General features: G+C 42.1%; 14 protein-coding genes, 2 tRNA genes and 2 pseudogenes. 5 read left to right on the top strand and 13 right to left on the bottom strand.

What is annotated here, in order from left to right:
- Positions 1 to 110 precede the first annotated feature (110 nt).
- The 3 genes and pseudogenes from KO511_RS22605 to KO511_RS06085 form a co-directional block, all read right to left on the bottom strand.
- Positions 111 to 620, bottom strand: a pseudogene (locus tag KO511_RS22605) (M48 family metallopeptidase); the annotation flags it as partial.
- A complete protein-coding gene (locus tag KO511_RS22600) occupies positions 616 to 1,071 on the bottom strand; it encodes a DUF1016 N-terminal domain-containing protein (protein WP_215986580.1) in 456 nt (151 codons plus the stop codon). The pseudogene KO511_RS22605 and the gene KO511_RS22600, both read right to left, overlap by 5 nt.
- Positions 1,064 to 1,849, bottom strand: a pseudogene (locus tag KO511_RS06085) (N-6 DNA methylase); the annotation flags it as partial. The pseudogene KO511_RS06085 and the gene KO511_RS22600, both read right to left, overlap by 8 nt.
- Positions 1,850 to 2,032: 183 nt before the next feature.
- Here KO511_RS06085 and KO511_RS06080 point away from each other — a divergent pair.
- Positions 2,033 to 3,193, top strand: coding sequence for an MFS transporter (locus KO511_RS06080; protein WP_215986579.1), 1,161 nt, complete (start codon positions 2,033 to 2,035; stop codon positions 3,191 to 3,193).
- A 357-nt stretch (positions 3,194 to 3,550) separates the two neighbouring features.
- Here KO511_RS06080 and KO511_RS06075 read toward each other — a convergent pair.
- The 3 genes from KO511_RS06075 to KO511_RS06065 form a co-directional block, all read right to left on the bottom strand.
- Positions 3,551 to 3,624 (bottom strand) — tRNA-Cys (locus KO511_RS06075).
- Between the two features lie 36 nt (positions 3,625 to 3,660).
- Positions 3,661 to 3,747, bottom strand: a tRNA-Leu gene (locus KO511_RS06070).
- A gap of 195 nt (positions 3,748 to 3,942) precedes the next feature.
- Positions 3,943 to 6,255 (bottom strand): methyl-accepting chemotaxis protein, encoded by a 2,313-nt coding sequence (locus KO511_RS06065; protein ID WP_215986578.1) that lies wholly within the window; start codon positions 6,253 to 6,255, stop codon positions 3,943 to 3,945.
- A 632-nt stretch (positions 6,256 to 6,887) separates the two neighbouring features.
- Between KO511_RS06065 and pdhA the strand changes: the two genes are divergently transcribed.
- Genes pdhA through KO511_RS06050 form a run of 3 tightly spaced genes read left to right on the top strand, consistent with a single transcriptional unit; the run spans position 6,888 to position 10,091 of the window.
- On the top strand, positions 6,888 to 7,982 hold the full coding sequence (pdhA, locus tag KO511_RS06060) for a pyruvate dehydrogenase (acetyl-transferring) E1 component subunit alpha (protein ID WP_215986577.1): 1,095 nt from the start codon (positions 6,888 to 6,890) through the stop codon (positions 7,980 to 7,982).
- Complete coding sequence (locus tag KO511_RS06055) at positions 7,975 to 8,958, top strand: alpha-ketoacid dehydrogenase subunit beta (protein WP_215986576.1); 984 nt, start codon at positions 7,975 to 7,977, stop codon at positions 8,956 to 8,958. Before pdhA ends, KO511_RS06055 begins: the two co-directional genes overlap by 8 nt.
- Positions 8,955 to 10,091 carry a dihydrolipoamide acetyltransferase family protein gene (locus KO511_RS06050; protein ID WP_215986575.1) on the top strand — a complete coding sequence of 379 codons (1,137 nt, stop codon included), beginning with the start codon at positions 8,955 to 8,957 and terminating at the stop codon, positions 10,089 to 10,091. Before KO511_RS06055 ends, KO511_RS06050 begins: the two co-directional genes overlap by 4 nt.
- Before the next feature lie 40 nt (positions 10,092 to 10,131).
- Here KO511_RS06050 and KO511_RS06045 read toward each other — a convergent pair whose 3' ends face one another.
- The 3 genes from KO511_RS06045 to KO511_RS06035 form a co-directional block, all read right to left on the bottom strand.
- Positions 10,132 to 10,911, bottom strand: coding sequence for a GGDEF domain-containing protein (locus KO511_RS06045; RefSeq protein ID WP_252724257.1), 780 nt, complete (start codon positions 10,909 to 10,911; stop codon positions 10,132 to 10,134).
- A 542-nt stretch (positions 10,912 to 11,453) separates the two neighbouring features.
- Positions 11,454 to 12,392 (bottom strand): electron transfer flavoprotein subunit alpha/FixB family protein, encoded by a 939-nt coding sequence (locus KO511_RS06040; protein WP_215986573.1) that lies wholly within the window; start codon positions 12,390 to 12,392, stop codon positions 11,454 to 11,456.
- Between the two features lie 10 nt (positions 12,393 to 12,402).
- Complete coding sequence (locus KO511_RS06035) at positions 12,403 to 13,152, bottom strand: electron transfer flavoprotein subunit beta/FixA family protein (RefSeq protein WP_215986572.1); 750 nt, start codon at positions 13,150 to 13,152, stop codon at positions 12,403 to 12,405.
- 216 nt (positions 13,153 to 13,368) lie between these two features.
- On the opposite strand from KO511_RS06035, the gene KO511_RS06030 reads away from it, so the two are divergent.
- Entirely contained in the window at positions 13,369 to 15,036 is a 1,668-nt protein-coding gene (locus tag KO511_RS06030; protein WP_215986571.1) for an electron transfer flavoprotein-ubiquinone oxidoreductase, read from the top strand.
- A 57-nt stretch (positions 15,037 to 15,093) separates the two neighbouring features.
- On the opposite strand, the gene KO511_RS06025 is transcribed toward KO511_RS06030, so the two are convergent.
- The 4 genes from KO511_RS06025 to KO511_RS06010 are packed head-to-tail and all read right to left on the bottom strand — an operon-like array spanning position 15,094 to position 18,731.
- Positions 15,094 to 15,852 (bottom strand): SDR family oxidoreductase, encoded by a 759-nt coding sequence (locus KO511_RS06025; RefSeq protein WP_215986570.1) that lies wholly within the window; start codon positions 15,850 to 15,852, stop codon positions 15,094 to 15,096.
- Between the two features lie 12 nt (positions 15,853 to 15,864).
- The gene (mmsB, locus tag KO511_RS06020) at positions 15,865 to 16,767 is read right to left on the bottom strand and encodes a 3-hydroxyisobutyrate dehydrogenase (RefSeq protein ID WP_215986569.1); all 903 of its coding nucleotides are present in this window, start codon (positions 16,765 to 16,767) and stop codon (positions 15,865 to 15,867) included.
- A 36-nt stretch (positions 16,768 to 16,803) separates the two neighbouring features.
- Positions 16,804 to 17,934 carry an enoyl-CoA hydratase/isomerase family protein gene (locus KO511_RS06015; RefSeq protein WP_215986568.1) on the bottom strand — a complete coding sequence of 377 codons (1,131 nt, stop codon included), beginning with the start codon at positions 17,932 to 17,934 and terminating at the stop codon, positions 16,804 to 16,806.
- Positions 17,935 to 17,942: 8 nt separating this feature from the next.
- Entirely contained in the window at positions 17,943 to 18,731 is a 789-nt protein-coding gene (locus KO511_RS06010; protein WP_215986567.1) for an enoyl-CoA hydratase, read from the bottom strand.
- Between the last annotated feature and the right edge of the window lie 16 nt (positions 18,732 to 18,747).

The raw sequence follows: 18,747 nt of genomic DNA, 5'->3' as shown, positions 1-18,747 counted from the left end.
TCATAGGCTTATGATGATATACGATCTGGTTGCATAAGGCGACATCTTGCTTTATCCATGAGAAACTGCGAGGACAGGCACCTCAAGGTAGTAATCTCACTCAACAACCCTCACTCATTTAAATACAACTCCGCCATACCATCTAGGCGGCTTTTGACTTCTTTCCAGTTGGGCATAACGCTGGTTAACAATCGCCAAAACTTCTCGCTGTGGTTATGCTCGGCGATGTGGCAAAGCTCGTGGAGGATCACGTAATCAATACATTCTTTGGGCGCTTTAATGAGATGGGGGTTAAGCATCAGATTTCCTTTAGTAGAGCAGCTTCCCCACTGTTTACTCATAGGAAGAACACGAAAGCTCGGTATGCCATCAACCCAAGTGGCTTGCGGCAGCAATTCAGATAAACGTTCATGAAAAATACGCTCCGCACGTACCTTGTACCAGTTACGCACTAATGCTCGAACCATGGCTGTTTTGTCTTCATTAAAACGAGTTAAGGTGACCAACAATTTACCGCGAGTCATTTTTACTGTTGGCAGTGCTTTGGCATCTTCCACGATCTTCAATACGTAACGACGACCAAGATAAAACTGCATCTCACCACTCACATAGAACTTAGGCTAGACGTAAAAACAGGTCACTCTCTTTTTGACGTTTTAGCTCGCGTACACTCCAGTTGGCATTTAGAGTTTGATTGATATAAAAAGCCCGTTCAGTATCATCACTGATTTTAAGTAGCTCTACATGGTGCGACCAACTCAATTGGTGCGACACTGTCGCACTATTTCGATTAGCTAGGTAAAATTGACGAAAACGATTTAAATTAGAAAGGCTAAAGCCTTTACCATGCTTAAGCTTTAGATCGTGACTCAGGTTAGTGAGTAGCTGTTTGCCATATTCCGCTGCTGCTTGTCCTTTTTGTTCAAATTCAACAATATGCTGGCCAATTTTCCAGTAGGTCATCACCAAGCCTGCATTAATGGCTGCAACGGTTTTTTGCTTCCCTTGTGCAAATGTGGTCGAAATGGTATCAATTAATTGACCGTAAACCTTATCTGTGGGCTCATTCATAGCCAAGTTCCTCTAGGTAACCTGCCATTTCAGTTTCAAGTTCTGCTAGCTTATTTTGCAGAGCTAGGCGCTCAGTACGTACAACGACTAGATTGATCTCTTCTTCTTCTTCAAAGGTATCGACATAACGGGGAATATTAAGGTTGTAGTCATTCTCGGCAATCTCTTCGAGCGTGGCTAGGTATGAGTATTTGTCGGTGGTTTGACGTGCTTTGTAAGTTTCAACTATCTTTTGAATATTCTCAGGAGTTAATAGGTTTTGGTTTTTACCTGATTTAAACTCACGTGAGGCATCAATAAATAATACCTTGTTATCATCTTTGTGCTTTTTAAACAGAAGAATCGCGGCTGGGATACCTGTACCGAAGAACAGTTTTTCAGGTAGGCCAATGACGGTATCGAGCAGGTTTTCATCAATCAGTTGTTTACGAATTTTACCTTCACTTGATGCGCGAAAAAGCACACCATGAGGCACAACCACCCCCATTCGACCGCCTTTCGTTGTAGAAGAAGCGGGCTTTAGCGTTTCAATCATGTGTGAGATAAACGCATAGTCACCTTTGGTTTTTGGCGGTACGCCACGGCGGAATCGACCAAAGCGATCGTTACCTGCATCTTCATAGCCCCATTTATCGAGCGAGAACGGCGGGTTGGCTGTTACCACATCAAAGTGCAGCAAGCCGCCTTCTTTATCTTGATGCCCTGACTCCAAGAACTTAGGGTTACGAATGGTATCACCCCATTCAATGCGGTGGTTACCTTCCCCGTGCAGGAACATTGGTTGTCATAAAAGGCCTATATCGATTCATGTTATACGGCCTTTTATTTATTTTAAGACCAAAATAGCTTCGAAAAATATTTTTTATCGAAACGACTAAAATTATTCGTTTTACCCCTGCTTAAAATAGCCTCATAGTCGCGCCAAATTTTATACATTCAATCAAACTTAGAGGCTACGACTTTGGAAAACATTCTTGCTCCTGCAGCAAAAGCTCGCATTTCAATCCCTGTGATTGCGCTAGCTCTTTATGCGGTAGCATCAGGCTATTTAATGAGCCTGATCCCACTAATGCTACCTTATTATGAGCTCGACAGCTCATTAGCAAGTTGGTTGGCAAGTATGTTTTACGTTGGTCTTTTGCTTGGTGCGGTCATTAGTGAACCTATAGTGAGTCGATTGGGTCACAAGCATACACTTGTTCTATGTCTGGCAATATTTATCACTACAACGTTAGTTCTGCCAGTCTTGGTACATTCGTCTGCCTGGTTAGTAGCCCGTCTTGTGGCAGGCTTCTCCGTAGCAGGTATATTTGTTGTCGTAGAATCTTGGTTACTGCAAGGCTCTCAAGCGGCCCGAGCTAAACGTCTCGGCTTATACATGGCAGCGCTTTATGGTGGCAGCGCAATTGGACAATTGGGGATTAGCTATGTGGGTATCAATGGGTACTTGCCTTTCCTTATCATTAGCATCTTAGTTTGCTTAGCCATTGCTGTTGTTTTACTTGGACGATGTGAGCAACCTCAGTCCGAGTCCATTGCCTATTTAACAGCAAAGCAAATTTTAAAGCTTAATCATGCGGCCATTATTGGCAGTATTGTATCTGGGCTCATTATCGGCGCTGTGTATGGCATGATGCCTATTGAACTTGCGGCACAGGGAATTGAAGACTCCGATATAGGATCACTGATGGCGCTTATCATACTCGGCGGTATGCTGGTGCAGCCAATAGTCCCTTGGATGTCAAAATATTTAGGTCGTACACTATTAATGGCGTTTTTCTGTCTATTGGGTACTCTGGCGGTCAGTTTGATTATGTTTGACGACGACATGCGCCTAATGGCTTTGGGTCTATTTTTGCTTGGTATGGCTGCGTTTGCATTGTATCCAATAGCCATCAATCTTGGCTGTGACAATTTAGATTCCAAGTACATAATATCAGCGACTCAAGTCATGCTGTTTAGCTATAGCATAGGCTCAGTATTAGGCCCAGTTATTGCTGACCAGTATATGTCTCAAGAGCATTCTTTACAGGGATATTTATTCTCTATTTTGCTGGCAACTTGTTTGTACATGCTTGCTGCAAGCTTAAAGTTCAAGAATCATTTAGTGGCAGGAGAATAAGTTGAGCTATCTCTTTCTAATCTAAATGGAGCAATGATTCATCAGCAAATCCCCGATGATTCATTGCTCAACAATCAATCCCTTACTGTACATTTTTCTTTATTTTCACTTTAAACCCGACAGGTGACATAGTGAATGCAAATTGCTCAGTAACAAATTTATAAAAAATCATGCAAAGATAATGATAGACACGTCATTAAAATAATTTATGTATTGAGAAAAGGCTATTATCTGAAATTAGAATTGTAAGGCTTACAGCGCGAACATTAGGTTCATTTTATGCTACTAAGCACCAACTATATAGGTATTTGTGATAGGAAAAACCAGTATTTGTAAGTTTTGATGGGTGTTAGAATATGGAGGCGCGTCCCGGAGTCGAACCGAGGTCCACGGATTTGCAATCCGCTGCATAGCCACTCTGCCAACGCGCCTTATTTGATATTTCATTTTTGAAGAGAAAGTTCAGATGGTGCCCCGGGCCGGACTTGAACCGGCACAGCGCGAACGCCGAGGGATTTTAAATCCCTTGTGTCTACCAATTCCACCACCAGGGCAACGCATAATGCGATGGTCAACACCATCTCAGCGAGACTAATACCCGCTGGAACGAGGCGTACTTTAACCTATTATGATTTTAGGTCAATAGAATTTTTGTCTTTTTGATTCAGGTGGTTAAAAAGCCATCTTAATAGCACATTCGATCATCAATTAGAATGAAATTCCAGCTTGATCCATAATACAGGACCAAACTAGTACTTAAATTGTGAAACCTCAGTGTTAAGTTGCTCCGCTTGAGAAGACAGTCCCTTTAAAATAGTATCGACATCTCCAACCTGACTGGAAACCTCCGATGAGGAATCAGTGATAGACGTAATACTATCTGTAATATTGTTTGTCACAGATTGTTGCTCATCTGTCGCAGCCGCTATTTGAACATTCATTTCGTTTAGGTCAGTTAACATAGTGACTATCTGCTCCAACATCTGTGCATTTGTGTCACACGTTTCAACACCTTGAGACACAGTTTCATTCGCATTAGTTATACTTGTTGACACGTCACCTGTCTCTTTTTGCAACGACTCTATCTTCTCTCTGATTTCTTCAGTCGAAGACTGAGTTCTTCCGGCAAGATTGCGTACTTCGTCGGCTACCACTGCAAAACCCCGCCCCTGCTCACCAGCGCGCGCGGCTTCTATAGCCGCATTGAGCGCCAATAGATTTGTTTGTTCAGCGATTCCTTGAATAACATCCAGTACTTCTGCGATGGAGTTGCTCTCTTTATCGAGACGACTGATTGCATCTACAGCGGTTTGCATCTCCTCATTGAGCTGAGAGATCTCTGTGCCCAAATTTCGACCAACACTTACTCCCTGGCTACCAGTTTCATTCGCATTTTTGACAAATTCTGCTGCTCGGTTGGCAAACTCTGCAACTTCTGAAATTGAGTTCCCCATTTGATTGATCGCTGCTGCAACAGATTCAGCGCGTTCGTTCTGGTCTGTTACCGCCAACCGAGTACTATTCATACTTCCGCTCATACTATGAATATTGTTATTCAGATCATCTGTTGCTTGAGCAAATTTTCGAATTATGTCTTGAAGATGAGCAAATAAAGAATTAAGCGACACAGCTAAATCCGTCATCTCATCTTTACCATTTTCATCAAGGCGCTCTGTAAGATCGTTCTCACTACTGATGCGTTTGATTTTATTACTTGCCTTACTAATTGGTTGAGCGATACTCCTTCCCAAAAAATAAGAAACGCATATGGCAACAATTACGCCAATGACGATACTGATAACAACGGTGATAAATTTTGACTGAATCAATGCTTCTAAATCTGCTAGAGCTTCATTTTTATTGATTTCAGTAACAATTGCCCATTTTAAACCTGCGGCATCGAGGGGGGAATAGACAGATAAAACTTCAACTCCCCTTTTGCCCGTTACAACATCAGTGCCATTTTCTCCACTAAGTGCTGATTTGACGCTTGTACTACTGACTTTGTAGCGACCAATTGCAGAGGATTTTCCTTCTATTTGTTCTAACGTCGCCGCTGGTACACCAAATGTTTTAAGTTCTGAAAAATATTGTTCTGGCGACTCGATCAAAAAGCGCGATTCACTTCTTAATAATTCATCAGGACCAACTAAGTATGTTTCTCCCGTTTGCCCTAACCCTGCATATTGCCAATTCTCTCCAAATGTCATAATGCTATTTATCTTATCAACCGGCATCTGGAATATTAGGACTCCTACAGTGATACCGTCCACTACAATGGGTGTAGCAATGAAAGAAGCAGCGGCTTCATATGAAGGAAAATAGGGAGAGAAATCTTCTAAGTAATACTGCGAGGGGCTAATATTCAAAGCTTGTTTAAATGCTTGCGCTATACCAGTAGACGCATAAGGTCCGGAATACAGGCTCGTTGCGTAGTCTAATTCTTTGAAAACTGAGTAGACAATATTCCCACTCGTATCAACTAGGAAAATATCATAGTAACCAAACTCTTCCAAAAACCCTTTGATACTCGGATGATAGGTTCTGTGTACATCATCGTATTCTGTACCCAAAGAGTCTGCCACAAGTTGATGTTTATCACCTAATTGGTTGGGGTTCACACCAATATAACGGGCCTGTAGTGCTTTAGCTTTGCCCGATAACTTGGCTAAGACTTGTAGCTCATTAGCACTTTGACCGCCATTAGTACTCCGATATGTTTCACCAAAACCAGATGAGTAGTAGTCCGATAACTTATTCATATCCGTTGAGCTGACTAACTCAACAGGATATCTCTCAAAGGCATCTGAAAACGCAACCATAGCGTCCTTGACCCCGATAGAATTAGCCACAGTAACCATTTGGCCACGAATCTGTTGAAAATAGTTTTCAATTTCACTTTTTTTATTTTCTCTAATCGATGTCAATTGACTCATCGCTCGCTGATATAATGCTTGCTCTGATAACACCGACGCTCGCCAACCCACAAATGTACCAGTGGCAACAACCGCTAGACTACACAACAAAGTCGAAGCTATGACTATTTTTGTGGCAATTTTCATATGAAGCCCTTATGCGGTACTTTGTGTCCGCAGTTTATTATTTTGAGCCTAACCGTCTAACGTAACCAACACGGCTATTGACATTATTGTAATATAATAACCCTGTTTTTTCTAAGTTTTATATTCACTACTTGAAGCCATTTTATACAACTTAATCTAAATATATCGGTCGATATTAGGTCACATTCTCATGCTATAAAGTCATTCAATAGCCTGTTTTGGCTCTAATTTTTCAACCATAAATAATTTTTTTTATCTTTTTTATAAAAAAATCCAGATAATATTCTAGTAAAATTCTTCACATCATCAGTGAATATTTCCAGATTCCACTGCCTTGCAGCAAAAAAACCAGTAGTTTCATCTGTTTTTTAACGTTTGTAAGGATTAGTTTACTCTCGAAAGAGTGTTCAGCAGGAGGCAATATTTAACAAATTAGTTACACTTAGTCCAACTGGCATGGCCGACATTCACAACTGGATAATGTTTATATATCAGTGTTAAACAACGATTTTTTTCAATTATCCAGAATAGTGTTTCAATATGATTAAAAACTCAGAATGTCATAAAGTGGCCACGCTCGGAGGATGTTAATTAATTGCTGCCAGAGAATGCAGCACAACAAGGAGCTTGATATGAACGTTCAGGCATTACCCATGAATCGATTTATCGACCACCATGGCCAGGTCATCAAACCACTTCCAGAGTGGGCTGATGTAGCAACGCTGAAAAAGTTCTATCGTGACATGGTTGTTGCACGCACCTACGACAACAAAGCTGTCGCATTACAACGAACCGGAAAGCTAGGTACCTACCCCTCACACCTTGGCGCAGAAGCCTTTGGTATTGCCATTGGCCATGCATTAAAACCTCAAGACGTTTTCATTCCTTACTACCGGGATATGCCCGCAATGTGGGTGCGTGGTATTGGCATGGAGAAAAACCTCCAGTACTGGGGAGGTGATGAACGTGGTAGCGATTTTGATTTCGAAGACAGTGAACTTACATGTCGTGACTTACCTTACTGTGTACCTATTGCAACTCAGTGTACTCATGCAGTGGGTGTTGCTGCTGCACTAAAAATTGCTGGTGACCATAATGCTGCTCTTGTCACATGTGGTGATGGTGCAACGTCAAAAGGTGACTTTCTCGAATCGATCAACTGTGCTGGTACTTGGAATATTCCACTAGTTTTCGTTGTTAACAACAACCAGTGGGCTATTTCAGTCCCAAGGGCCCTGCAATGCGCTGCTGATTTCCTCTCTGAAAAAGCAAAAGGAGCTGGTATCCCTGGAATTACCGTTGACGGTAACGATGTCGTCGCGATGTATGATGCGATTAGAACAGCACTGCACAGAGCAAAAAAAGGCAAAGGGGCAACTCTGATTGAAGCGATTAGTTATCGACTGAGCGATCACACTACCGCCGACGACGCAAACCGGTATAGAAGTAAAGAAGAACTCGATCAAGCATGGCAATATGAGCCTATAGAGAGATTGAAAACTTACTTATCAAATCAGGGGCACTGGTCTGAAAAAGATGAAAAAGCTCTTCTAGAAAGCGCAAAAATAGATGTAGAGAAAGCCGTTGAACGTTACCTAAACCTTCCACCTCAGGCACCAGAAGCGGCATTTGACTATCTTTATGAGTCTCCGGTTTCAGAATTAAACAAGCAGCGTGATGAACTGGTAACTAAAGCAATGCGTATGCAAGGTGGTAAACATGTCTGAGATTACATTAGTTGAAGCAGTGAACCTTGCTCTTCATCATGAAATGAAAAACGATAACAATGTCATCGTTTTGGGGGAAGATGTCGGCGATAATGGTGGTGTATTTCGAGCAACTGTTGGCCTTAAAGACAAATTTGGATTTAAACGCGTCATCGATACTCCATTAGCAGAAGCCCTGATCGGTGGTGTCAGTGTCGGTATGGCAACGCAAGGTCTGAGACCTGTTGCCGAATTCCAATTTCAAGGGTTTGTCTTTCCCGCTTTAGAACACCTTATCTGCCATGCAGCAAGAATGCGTAATAGGACACGGGGTCGTTTAACTTGCCCTGCTGTATTCAGAGCACCCTTTGGAGGAGGCATTCACGCACCTGAACATCACTCCGAAAGTATTGAAGCATTATTCGCTCATATACCAGGCTTTAGGGTAGTAATCCCTTCATCACCACAACGTGCATATGGCCTATTACTCGCAGCTATTAGAAGTAACGATCCGGTAATGTTCTTTGAACCTAAAAGGATCTACCGTACGGTGAAATCAAATGTTATTGATAATGGTGAGGCACTTCCTCTTGATACCTGTTTTACCTTACGTAAAGGTAGAGATTTGACTCTTGTCACTTGGGGAGCCTGCGTCGTTGAATCATTACAAGCTGCCCACCGCTTATCTGAGCAAGGTATTGAAGCAGAAGTGATTGACTTGGCCAGCATTAAGCCTATCGATATGGATACTATATTTAAGTCACTCAACAAAACTGGACGCTTACTTGTCGTTCATGAAGCAAGTAGAACATGTGGTGTTGGGGCTGAAATTATTGCAAGAGTAGCTGAGCAATCAATGTGCAAATTGAAAGCTCCACCTCGGCGTGTAACTGGTATGGATACCGTCATGCCATATTATAGAAACGAAGACTACTTTATGATTCAAGAAGAAGACATTGTTATTGCCGCGAAAGAACTCATGGAGGATTGGAAATGAGATCGTTTTTACTACCGGATCTTGGTGAAGGACTTGCAGAATCAGAGATTGTGCAATGGCATGTAAGCGTCGGTGATATGGTCAAATTAGATGAGATCATTTTGACTGTTGAAACAGCAAAAGCCGTTGTCGATGTACCTGCGCCCTATAGCGGAAAGATTGTAAGTCGCCATGGTGAAGAAGGTGATGTAATCAACATTGGTAGCCTTCTTCTAGAAATTGAAGAAGAAGGAGCAAGTGAGGGCAACAAAGAAAGGCAAAAAGATGCGGCAACAGTGGTTGGCAATGTTTCCAGTCAAACTCACAAAGTTGATGTCGACGATTTCTGGATCGGTGCATCTCGTAATAATGACGATAACTCTCCTATTACCGCTATGCCTTCAGCACGACTATTAGCCAAAAAGCTAGGTGTCGATTTGCTGAAAATAAAAGGTAGTGGACATGATGGTATGATCACCGATTCTGATATTTATGAAGAAGCAGGTAAACAGCAGCCTGGTACTGAGGTGCTAAAAGGTGCTCGTCGAACCATGGTTGGCACTATGTCCGAGTCTCATCACAATGTCGCCTCCGTAACTATTACAGAAGAAGCCTTACTTGAGAATTGGGTAAAAGGAGAGGATATTTCGGGCCGTTTAATCCAAGCTGTGGTTCATGCTTGCCAACAAGAGCCAGCATTAAATGCCTGGTTTGATGCTGAAACAATGACTCGTTGCGTCCACAGTACCGTCAATATTGGTATCGCTGTAGATAGCAACCATGGACTATATGTACCTGTATTGCGTAACGCAAACGAAGTAAAGACTGCTGATATTCGCTCATGGCTCAATGATACAGTAGCTGGGATACGTGACCGTAAAATTGGCCGTGAACAACTACAACATGCAACCATTACTCTGTCTAACTTTGGTGCTATAGCTGGGATCTATGCAACTCCCGTAGTCTCGCCACCTCAAGTTGCTATCGTCGGTGCAGGACGAATCATCGAAAAAGTCGTTATGAGAAATAATGAAGCAGTTGCCGTTAAGGCTATGCCATTATCAGTAACATTCGATCACCGAGCTTGTACTGGCGGAGAAGCAGCACGTTTTACCAAACTCATGGTTGAACATTTGGAAATGAAACTCAAATAAACTCTTTGTGGGAGCGTCGCAAAGACCATCATAGGGAAAATTAACGCTCCCCATTAATCACTCGGTTACGACCGTTTGTCTTAGCATTGTAGAGTGCGATATCAGCGCGCTCTACAGCGCTTTGCCATTCTTCATCATATAATTGTGTAACACCAAAACTAGCGGTACAGCGGTCTTTTTTACTTGGTAGCATCCTAGATTCTTCTATTTCTTCCCTTAATTTTTCCGCCACAATTAAGGCCTTTTCAATATCCGTATTAGGTAATAAAACCATAAACTCCTCTCCACCATAACGAAAACTTAAGTCGTCCCTGCGAGTATGGAGCTTGAGCACTCGCCCCGTTATGCGCAATACTTCATCGCCAACCTGGTGACCATAAGTGTCATTGACTTGTTTAAAGTGATCGATATCAAGTAAAACAATCGATAGAGGCAGGTCGTGCCTATGTGCTCTAGCTACCTCTGTAGGGAGCAGCTCCTCAAGCGCACGTCGATTATACAGCTGGGTCAATTCATCTTTAATTGCACTATCATGAAGCGTCGCTACTAATCGGCCTGTCAGCATCCAAGTGACTGAAAAAAATATAAGAATAATCATCAGCAATGTACTAACAAATGCCAGTTGATGTATAGTGCCTGCACGCATGAAGTCATCGATGACACCATCAAAAATTGTCCAACTAAAGCGGAAAAAATTATAACTAGCTTGAATTGCAAGTCCAACAGAAAGTAAAAGTGTTGACGTAGAAATATCCGTGCTCTTACCCTTATGATTGGCGATAACCGCAACGAAACACATACTCGAGATATATACTGACATCAAAATCACCCTCGCACTCGTGGAGGGCATAAAAAAAGTAAAGTAAGTTAACCCAACAACGAGGATTGGAAAACTGTAAAAACCGACGTTAGAGAGCTTCGTACTAAAGCTTCTAAATTGACAAATACCCAATAACAGCAAAATATAGCTAAAAGCCATTAAAGAATTAGCTAAGATTTTCGATACCCATAAACTAATATTGTTGCCGAAACTAAGGAAAAAAAAGCTTACAGAAAGTAATAAGAGTGATGTGGCAATGGTGTTAATACCGCGAACACTTGGTTGAAGTCTTTGAATTAAAAACAATCCTACACAATAGCATACAGACAATAAGACGCAAATTATTGATAAAGTTGCAATATCTAGATGTATTGTCATTTAGAAGACGTCCCTTAATTTACCTTATAGGTTTAGTTTAGGAAATCTTCTAAGATTCAGTGACTTTTCGAGTATTTTTTTAAAAAAACACGCATGAAATACAAATAATCCCGATAATCGACAAAGCAGCTACCGGGATGGTGTTCATATTTTAGCGTTCCACTTTATAGTGATGCTGTTAACTCAGGTAAAATTTCAAATAAATCACCAACGAGACCGTAGTCTGCGATTTCAAATATTGGTGCATCTGAGTCACTATTAATGGCAACAATTACTTTAGAATCTTTCATACCTGCAAGGTGCTGAATAGCGCCAGATATCCCTACGGCTATATAAAGATCAGGTGCGACAATCTTACCTGTCTGTCCTACTTGTAAATCATTAGACACAAAACCTGCATCCACGGCAGCACGTGAAGCACCGATAGCACCTCCAAGCTTATCAGCCAACTGTTCAATTAAAGCAAAATTCTCTTTGCTTCCGACTCCTCGCCCACCTGATATCACGACTCTCGCGGCTGGCAAATCAGGACGAACACTCTGCGTTTTTTGGCGTTCAATTAACTGTGAGGAGTCATTGCCAATATTAATGTCAACAACTTGAATTTCTGCGTTAGAAGCATTATTCACTGGCGCATTTTCGAAAGCTGAGCTTCGCACTGTAATCACTTTTACACTATCCAAAGACTTAACTTTGGCCAAAGCATTACCCGCATAGATGGGTCGAATTACTATATCTTCTGATTCTATTTTTATCACATCCGAAAGTTGCCCAACATCAAGCAAAGCGGCCACTCTTGGCATTAAATTCTTGCCGAATGTGGTAGAGGCTGCAAACAAATGGGTGTAACCCTCTGATACATTCTGAACTAAAAGAGCAGAATTTTCAGCTAGTTGTTGCTCATAAATCTCAGAATCAGCCACAAGTACTGCTGAAACCGCCTCAATTTTCGTGACCGAGTCAACAACAGGCTGACAATTACAACCAATCACTAGAACATTCACTGGCTGGTTGAGTACACTAGCGGCCGAAATAGCTTTAAGAGTATCGCTACTCAATACTTGGTTATCATGCTCAACGATGACTAACGTTTTTGAATTCATGCTCATCTCCCTATAAAACCTTAGCTTCATCTTTAAGCTTGGATACCAATTCACTCACACTCGCTACCATTTCACCTGCTGATCGTAGTTCAGGCGCCATCACTTCAATGATTTCCTGCGTAGACGTAACCTGAACGCCTAAGTCATCTGCAGAAATCACCTCAAGAGGTTTTTTCTTAGCTTTCATGATGTTAGGTAATGAAGCATAACGTGGCTCATTGAGCCTTAGATCGGTACTAATAATGGCTGGCAATTGAAGTTTTACTGTCTCAAGCCCACCATCAACTTCACGGGTCACACAAACAGCTTCACTATCAATTTTAAGTTCAGAGGCAAACGTCCCTTGTGGACGGCTAGTTAACGCTGCTAGCATCTGAGCCACCTGATTGTTATCAGTATCAATAGATTGCTTTCCAAGAAGCACCAATGTGGGGTTTTCTTTATCCATCACAGCTCTAAGCAATTTGGCGACCGCGAGTGGTTCAAGAGAAATATCATGCTTGATATGTATGGCTCTATCAGCACCAAGCGCCAAAGCTCCTCTAAGGTTTTCCTGACACGCCGCATCTCCAATAGAGACTACGATAACTTCATCAGCAGTACCCGATTCCTTGAGACGAACCGCTTCTTCAACAGCAATTTCACAAAATGGATTCATGGACATTTTAACATTGTTCGTTTCAACACCACTGCCATCACTCTTAACCCTGACTTTCACATAAGGATCAATCACTCGCTTTATGGCTACTAATATTTTCACATTTCCTCCTTGGTGCTAAAAGTAACTACACAACTGTAATCGGTTGATATTAAGACTGTTTATTCTAAACTTCTTAGCTATGTTTTGCTGATCGGCTTCACATTAAACATAATTGGTTACCGATTTTATCTTATACTCAGCTTAGTTAAGTTTACGTTTACGTCAACTAGACTATATTGATTAGTGTTAAACAGTTGGAAAGGTAGGTTTACACCAATGGAAAGAGAATGTATGGAGTTTGATGTCGTTGTTGTCGGTGCAGGGCCTGCGGGATTATCAACTGCAATAAAACTTGCACAGCTGAGTAAGATCAATGACATACCTGTATCTATTTGTGTGGTAGAAAAAGGTGCAGAGGTCGGCGCTCATATCCTTTCAGGTGCGCTATTTGAAACAAAAGCATTAGATGAACTACTCCCTGATTGGCAAAATTTGCAGGCTCCGGTCAATAACCCAGTCAATCTAGATGAATTTTTCTACCTAACATCAAAGCAGCAGCATGTGAAAGTCCCATCTTTTTTGACGCCGAACCTAATGCACAACAGCTCAAATAATCATGTTATCAGCTTAGCGAACTTATGCCGTTGGTTAGGTGAAAAAGCTGAGGAGCTCGAAATAGAAGTTTATCCCGGATTCGCTGCAACCAGTATCAATTATGATCAAAACGGCGCTGTAACTGGCATCAACACTTCAGACATGGGGCTAAATAAATCAGGCGAACAAAAATCAACGTTTGAAGCTGGCATAGAACTCAAAGCTAAGTACACAATTTTTGCTGAAGGTGCTCGGGGTCACTTGGGTAAAGAATTAATCCAAACATTTGAATTAGACCAAGGATGCGAGCCTCAACATTACGCGCTCGGGCTTAAAGAAATATGGCAAGTCCCAAATGACCACCCTGCATTTCAAGCAGGACGAGTTCTTCATGGTGCTGGCTGGCCACTGAATGAAACAAATTCAACTGGTGGCAGCTTCCTGTATCATTTAGATAATCATCAAATTGTCGTTGGTCTTATCGTCGATTTAAACTATACCAATCCCCATCTTAGTCCATTTGATGAATTCCAGCGCTACAAGCACCACCCTTTGATCAGCCAATACCTCAAAGGTAGTGAAAGAATTGCTTATGGTGCTCGTGCCATTACAAAAGGAGGGCTTCGTTCTTTACCAAAGCAGCAATTTCTCGGAGGTCTGTTAATTGGCTGTGATGCTGGAACTCTTAGTTCAGGTAAGATTAAAGGTAGCCATACTGCCATGAAATCAGGCATGCTTGCCGCAGAAGCCATTTTCGTACAGCTAAAATTAGGGAATAGTTTAACTGAACCCGACTACCACAGTATATTTGAACAATCTTGGCTCTACACAGAACTTAACCAAAGCCGTAATTTTGCCTCTTCAATTCATAAATATGGCGCAATTGCAGGTGGTGCGATAGCAACACTGGAACAAAATGTATGGCATAAATTATTTAATAGTTCCGCACCATGGAACATATCTGATCCTCAACCAGACCATATTGGAATGAAAGAGATCTCAGAATGTGAAACCATAAATTACCCCAAGCCTGATGGTAAATTGAGTTTTGATAAGCCCTCATCGGTGTATCTTTCAGGAACTCAGCATGAAGAAGATCAGCCATGCCACTTGGTTATAAAAAATGCCAGTATCCCTATTGAAAATCACCTTCCAAGATTTGCGGAACCAAGCCAGCGCTACTGTCCAGCAGGCGTGTATGAAATCATCACTGTTGATGACTCACCCAAACTACAAATCAATGCGGCAAATTGCCTCCACTGTAAGACATGTGATATCAAAGATCCTTCGCAAAATATTACTTGGCTACCACCAGAAGGCGGCGGCGGGCCTAATTATCAGAATATGTAGCCGATAAATAACAAAGGCACGCTGGAAAGCGTGCCTTTTAGCAGAAAAAATGCTTGTTTACATAAATATTCCGCCATCTACTTCAAAAATTCGCGCGTTAATATAGTCATTTTCAAAAATAAATTTCGCTGTTTGGGCTATCTCTTCCGGAGAACCCATCCTACCGACTGGTACCATCTTCTCTAAACGTTCACGAGCCTCTGGTTTCATTCCACCCGTCATCGAGGTTTCAATCACACCAGGAGCAATAGCGGCAGCTCTAATTCCATAGCGTGCAAGCTCTTTACCCCAAGTGGTGGCTAATGTCGCGACAGCAGCCTTGGAAGCAGCGTAGTTGCTTTGGCCAATATTTCCAGCTCTTGCAACACTAGAAATATTAATAATTACACCTTTACGCTGGGTGTTGATCATCTGCGCCGCGGCTTCTCGGCCACAGAGAAAAGTTCCGTTAAGGTTTACATCGATTACTGAGCTAAATTGATCCAACGACATCTTAGTCATTTCGTCATCTTTCACCTTAATCAACAAGCCATCCCGAAGGATACCAGCATTATTAATCAAACCATCCAGTTGACCAAAGTCTCTAACAATATCGCTAAATACCTGTTCGACATGCCGCTCATCAGTCACATTAGCCTTATAAGTTAATGCCTTAACACCAAGCACATTGCACTGCTCTTTGGTATTTAGCAAGGCTTCATCATTGACATCAAGCAAGGCCAATTCAGCACCCGCTTTCGCCAATGTTAACGCCATCATCTGGCCTAAACCTTGCCCAGCACCAGTAATAGCTATCACACTTTGTTTTAATTCCATCCGCGTACCCCATTACTTTTCTGATTGATAAAACTCGAACAAACTTGAAAAGTCTAGCTCCTCATTACCGTTTGCGTTATGAAAAGCATACAAATTTCGTGCAAGAGATCCCATTGGAACCGAAGATTGACTCATTGCGGCAGCGTTGAGACCTAAACCTAAATCCTTAAGCATCAACTTGCTCATAAAGCCTGGACGATAACCATTACTGGCCGGTGATGTATCCATTACACCTGGACATGGGTTATACAGTTCCAAAGCCCAATTCCGTCCCGAACTTTGCAACATAATATTGGACAAGACTTTAGGATCAAGCCCATTATCAATCCCTAAATTAAGGGCTTCACAGGTACCAGACATCAAAATACCTAACATCAAATTGTTGCAAATTTTACCCATTTGCCCATCGCCAGCATTACCCGCATGGAAAATATTTTTTCCCATATGTTTAAGGACATTTTCTGCTTTAGCAAAAGCCGCTTCTGAACCACCAACAATGAATGTCAGTGTCCCTGCTTTTGCACCCGCGACACCGCCAGACACTGGCGCATCAACAAAATCAAGACCCTTTTGAGCCGCGTGAGCAGCTACCATTTTGGCCGAATGAGGATCAATGGTCGACGAATCGATGAGAAAAGCTCCATCGTCAACCAAGTCAAGTAATCCAGTGGTGTCTTTACCATCACCAAGGTAAACATCCTTAACGTGCTGGCTTGCTGGAAGCATGGTTACAACAGTTTCAGCTCCTTTGACAGCTTCTGACACTGATGATGTAGCAATAGCCCCCATAGATTCTATACTTTTAACGACTTCTGGCATCAAATCATATACTTTAACCTTAAACCCTGCCGCCAGCAGATTCTCAGCCATAGGGCCGCCCATATTACCTAGACCGATAAACGCGATGGTTTTCATGAGTAATTTTTCCTTTCTATTTAAGGCCAACGGACCCTAGTAATGACCAAGTTGAGCTAGTGGGTGTTCTTGTTCATCCCACAAAGAGGTAAATAAGGTATTTATAGTCGTTTCGTCTACATTAGACACTCGGTTATAAATCCACTTAGGTTGGTTATCTTTATCGATTAGACGAGCTCTTACGCCTTCACGAAATTCACCCAGTAAACAGCAGCGGACTGATAAATTAAGCTCCAGACGAAAGCAATCGGCCAAAGACAAATTGTGGTGTTGAGTCAGTTGCTCAAAACAAATATGCGCCGTAATAGGACTACCCTGAGCGTGATTGTTTTTGGCGGTCTCCATCCACTTAGTCTGCCCAGAGAGACTGAGAATGTTATTACTCACTTGGCTAACACTTTCTCCACTGCATGCCGTTTGGATTTCATTGATAAATGGTAACATTTGTGGATCTGGTTGATGACCATTCACCTCATTGCCTATATCAGTAAGTACCTTTGTCACCTCTCGATATACATCTTCAATTTCCGACCAACACGTGTGTTTAAGTTGAGACAGCAAAGCCTCTTTGTCTTCCGCACGAATCATATGGTCGGCAAGTCGAATACCTAGTGCATCGCTAGCATTAACCATCACACCCGTTAAGCCCAGAAATAGCCCTATTCCAGGGTCTAATTTATTTAAGAACCAAGTTCCACCAACATCGGGGTAAAGGCCAATACTAATTTCTGGCATGGCGAGTCGACTTTGAGGCGTGACAACCTTATGGCTGGCGCCCATAAAAAGTCCCATACCGCCACCCATTACAATCCCTTGTCCCCAAGCAATAATAGGTTTGCAATAGGTATGGATGAGGTAGTCACATTCATATTCCAGCTTAAAAAAAGACGTACAATAGGCTGCAATTTCCTCAGATGAACCATCACACATCTTATCGTGCATAGTACGTACATCACCACCGGCACAAAAAGCTTTGTCTCCTTGCCCTTCAATGACAACACAAATGATATTGTCATCTTCATGCCATACTTCAAGTTGAGCTTTTAGCTGCGCCAACATGTCATAGTTGAGAGCATTTAAAGAGGACGAATTATCCAGTGTTGCCATACCAACTTTGGTATTTTCTTCAAGGCAATCTAGCGTTTCAAAACGAACACTTGCTGTCATGTGGCCCCCTAACCGTTTTTCCATTGAGGAGGACGTTTCTCCAAAAATGCATTGACCCCTTCAGTTTGGTCTTCAGTATCAAATAGCTGTATAAACAACTCACGCTCTTTGATTAAACCGTGAGTCAAAGGACTGGTTCTTGTATTTTGAATAAGAGATTTACATGCTGCAACGGATGAAGGTGACTGGTTAGCCACCATTTCAGCAAGGCTTATTGCCGCATCTAAAGCATTACCCTTACTAACAACTTCTTCAACAAGTTTTATGGTAAGTGCTTGCCCAGAAGTCACTTGCTCTCCACATAAAATCATCCGTTTAGCCCACCCTTCACCAACTAGAGCAGTGAGGTTTTGTGTTCCACCAGCGCAAGGAAGTAAACCAACTTTCGCCTCAGGTAGGGCTAGTACTGCCTGCTCTTCGGCAATACGAATATCACATGCAAGAGCAACCTCTAAACCGCCTCCCATCGCATAGCCATTAATTGCCGCAATCGAGACACCACGAAAACTCGATAAGGTTTCAAATGCCTCACCAAACCAACGTGACATATCAACAGCGACTGACTTATCACCACTGGCAAAGAGTTTCAAATCTGCCCCAGCAGAGAAAAACTTGTCTCCCTTTCCTGTTAAGACTAACGAATAAACATCTTTATTATCATTGAGCGTAAGGACAAGTTGTTTAAGCTCTAAAAGACTCTCTGCAGTCCAAGTATTTGCAGGCGGATTGTTCATAGTGACAATGGCTACGTGGTTTTGGATTATGTGCTCAATCGCACCACTTTCTGAATGATTCATTATTATCTGTCCCTAA

Origin of the sequence: Vibrio hepatarius, assembly GCF_018860525.1 — a bacterium.
GTDB classification, from domain to species: Bacteria; Pseudomonadota; Gammaproteobacteria; order Enterobacterales; family Vibrionaceae; genus Vibrio; species Vibrio hepatarius_B.
Note: the sequence above shows the minus strand (reverse complement) of the source record. Positions and strands in the feature narration are given on the sequence as shown.

Bases quoted from the DNA above. Each gene is read 5' to 3' on its own strand.
- KO511_RS06050 (WP_215986575.1), top strand. From the start codon at position 8,955: ATGAGATCGTTTTTACTACCGGATCTTGGTGAAGGACTTGCAGAATCA.
- KO511_RS22600 (WP_215986580.1), bottom strand. From the start codon at position 1,071: ATGAATGAGCCCACAGATAAGGTTTACGGTCAATTAATTGATACCATT.
- KO511_RS06045 (WP_252724257.1), bottom strand. From the start codon at position 10,911: ATGTCAGTATATATCTCGAGTATGTGTTTCGTTGCGGTTATCGCCAAT.
- KO511_RS06065 (WP_215986578.1), bottom strand. From the start codon at position 6,255: ATGAAAATTGCCACAAAAATAGTCATAGCTTCGACTTTGTTGTGTAGT.
- pdhA (WP_215986577.1), top strand. From the start codon at position 6,888: ATGAACGTTCAGGCATTACCCATGAATCGATTTATCGACCACCATGGC.
- KO511_RS06040 (WP_215986573.1), bottom strand. From the start codon at position 12,392: ATGAATTCAAAAACGTTAGTCATCGTTGAGCATGATAACCAAGTATTG.
- KO511_RS06055 (WP_215986576.1), top strand. From the start codon at position 7,975: ATGTCTGAGATTACATTAGTTGAAGCAGTGAACCTTGCTCTTCATCAT.
- KO511_RS06010 (WP_215986567.1), bottom strand. From the start codon at position 18,731: ATGAATCATTCAGAAAGTGGTGCGATTGAGCACATAATCCAAAACCAC.
- KO511_RS06015 (WP_215986568.1), bottom strand. From the start codon at position 17,934: ATGACAGCAAGTGTTCGTTTTGAAACGCTAGATTGCCTTGAAGAAAAT.
- KO511_RS06030 (WP_215986571.1), top strand. From the start codon at position 13,369: ATGGAAAGAGAATGTATGGAGTTTGATGTCGTTGTTGTCGGTGCAGGG.
- mmsB (WP_215986569.1), bottom strand. From the start codon at position 16,767: ATGAAAACCATCGCGTTTATCGGTCTAGGTAATATGGGCGGCCCTATG.
- KO511_RS06025 (WP_215986570.1), bottom strand. From the start codon at position 15,852: ATGGAATTAAAACAAAGTGTGATAGCTATTACTGGTGCTGGGCAAGGT.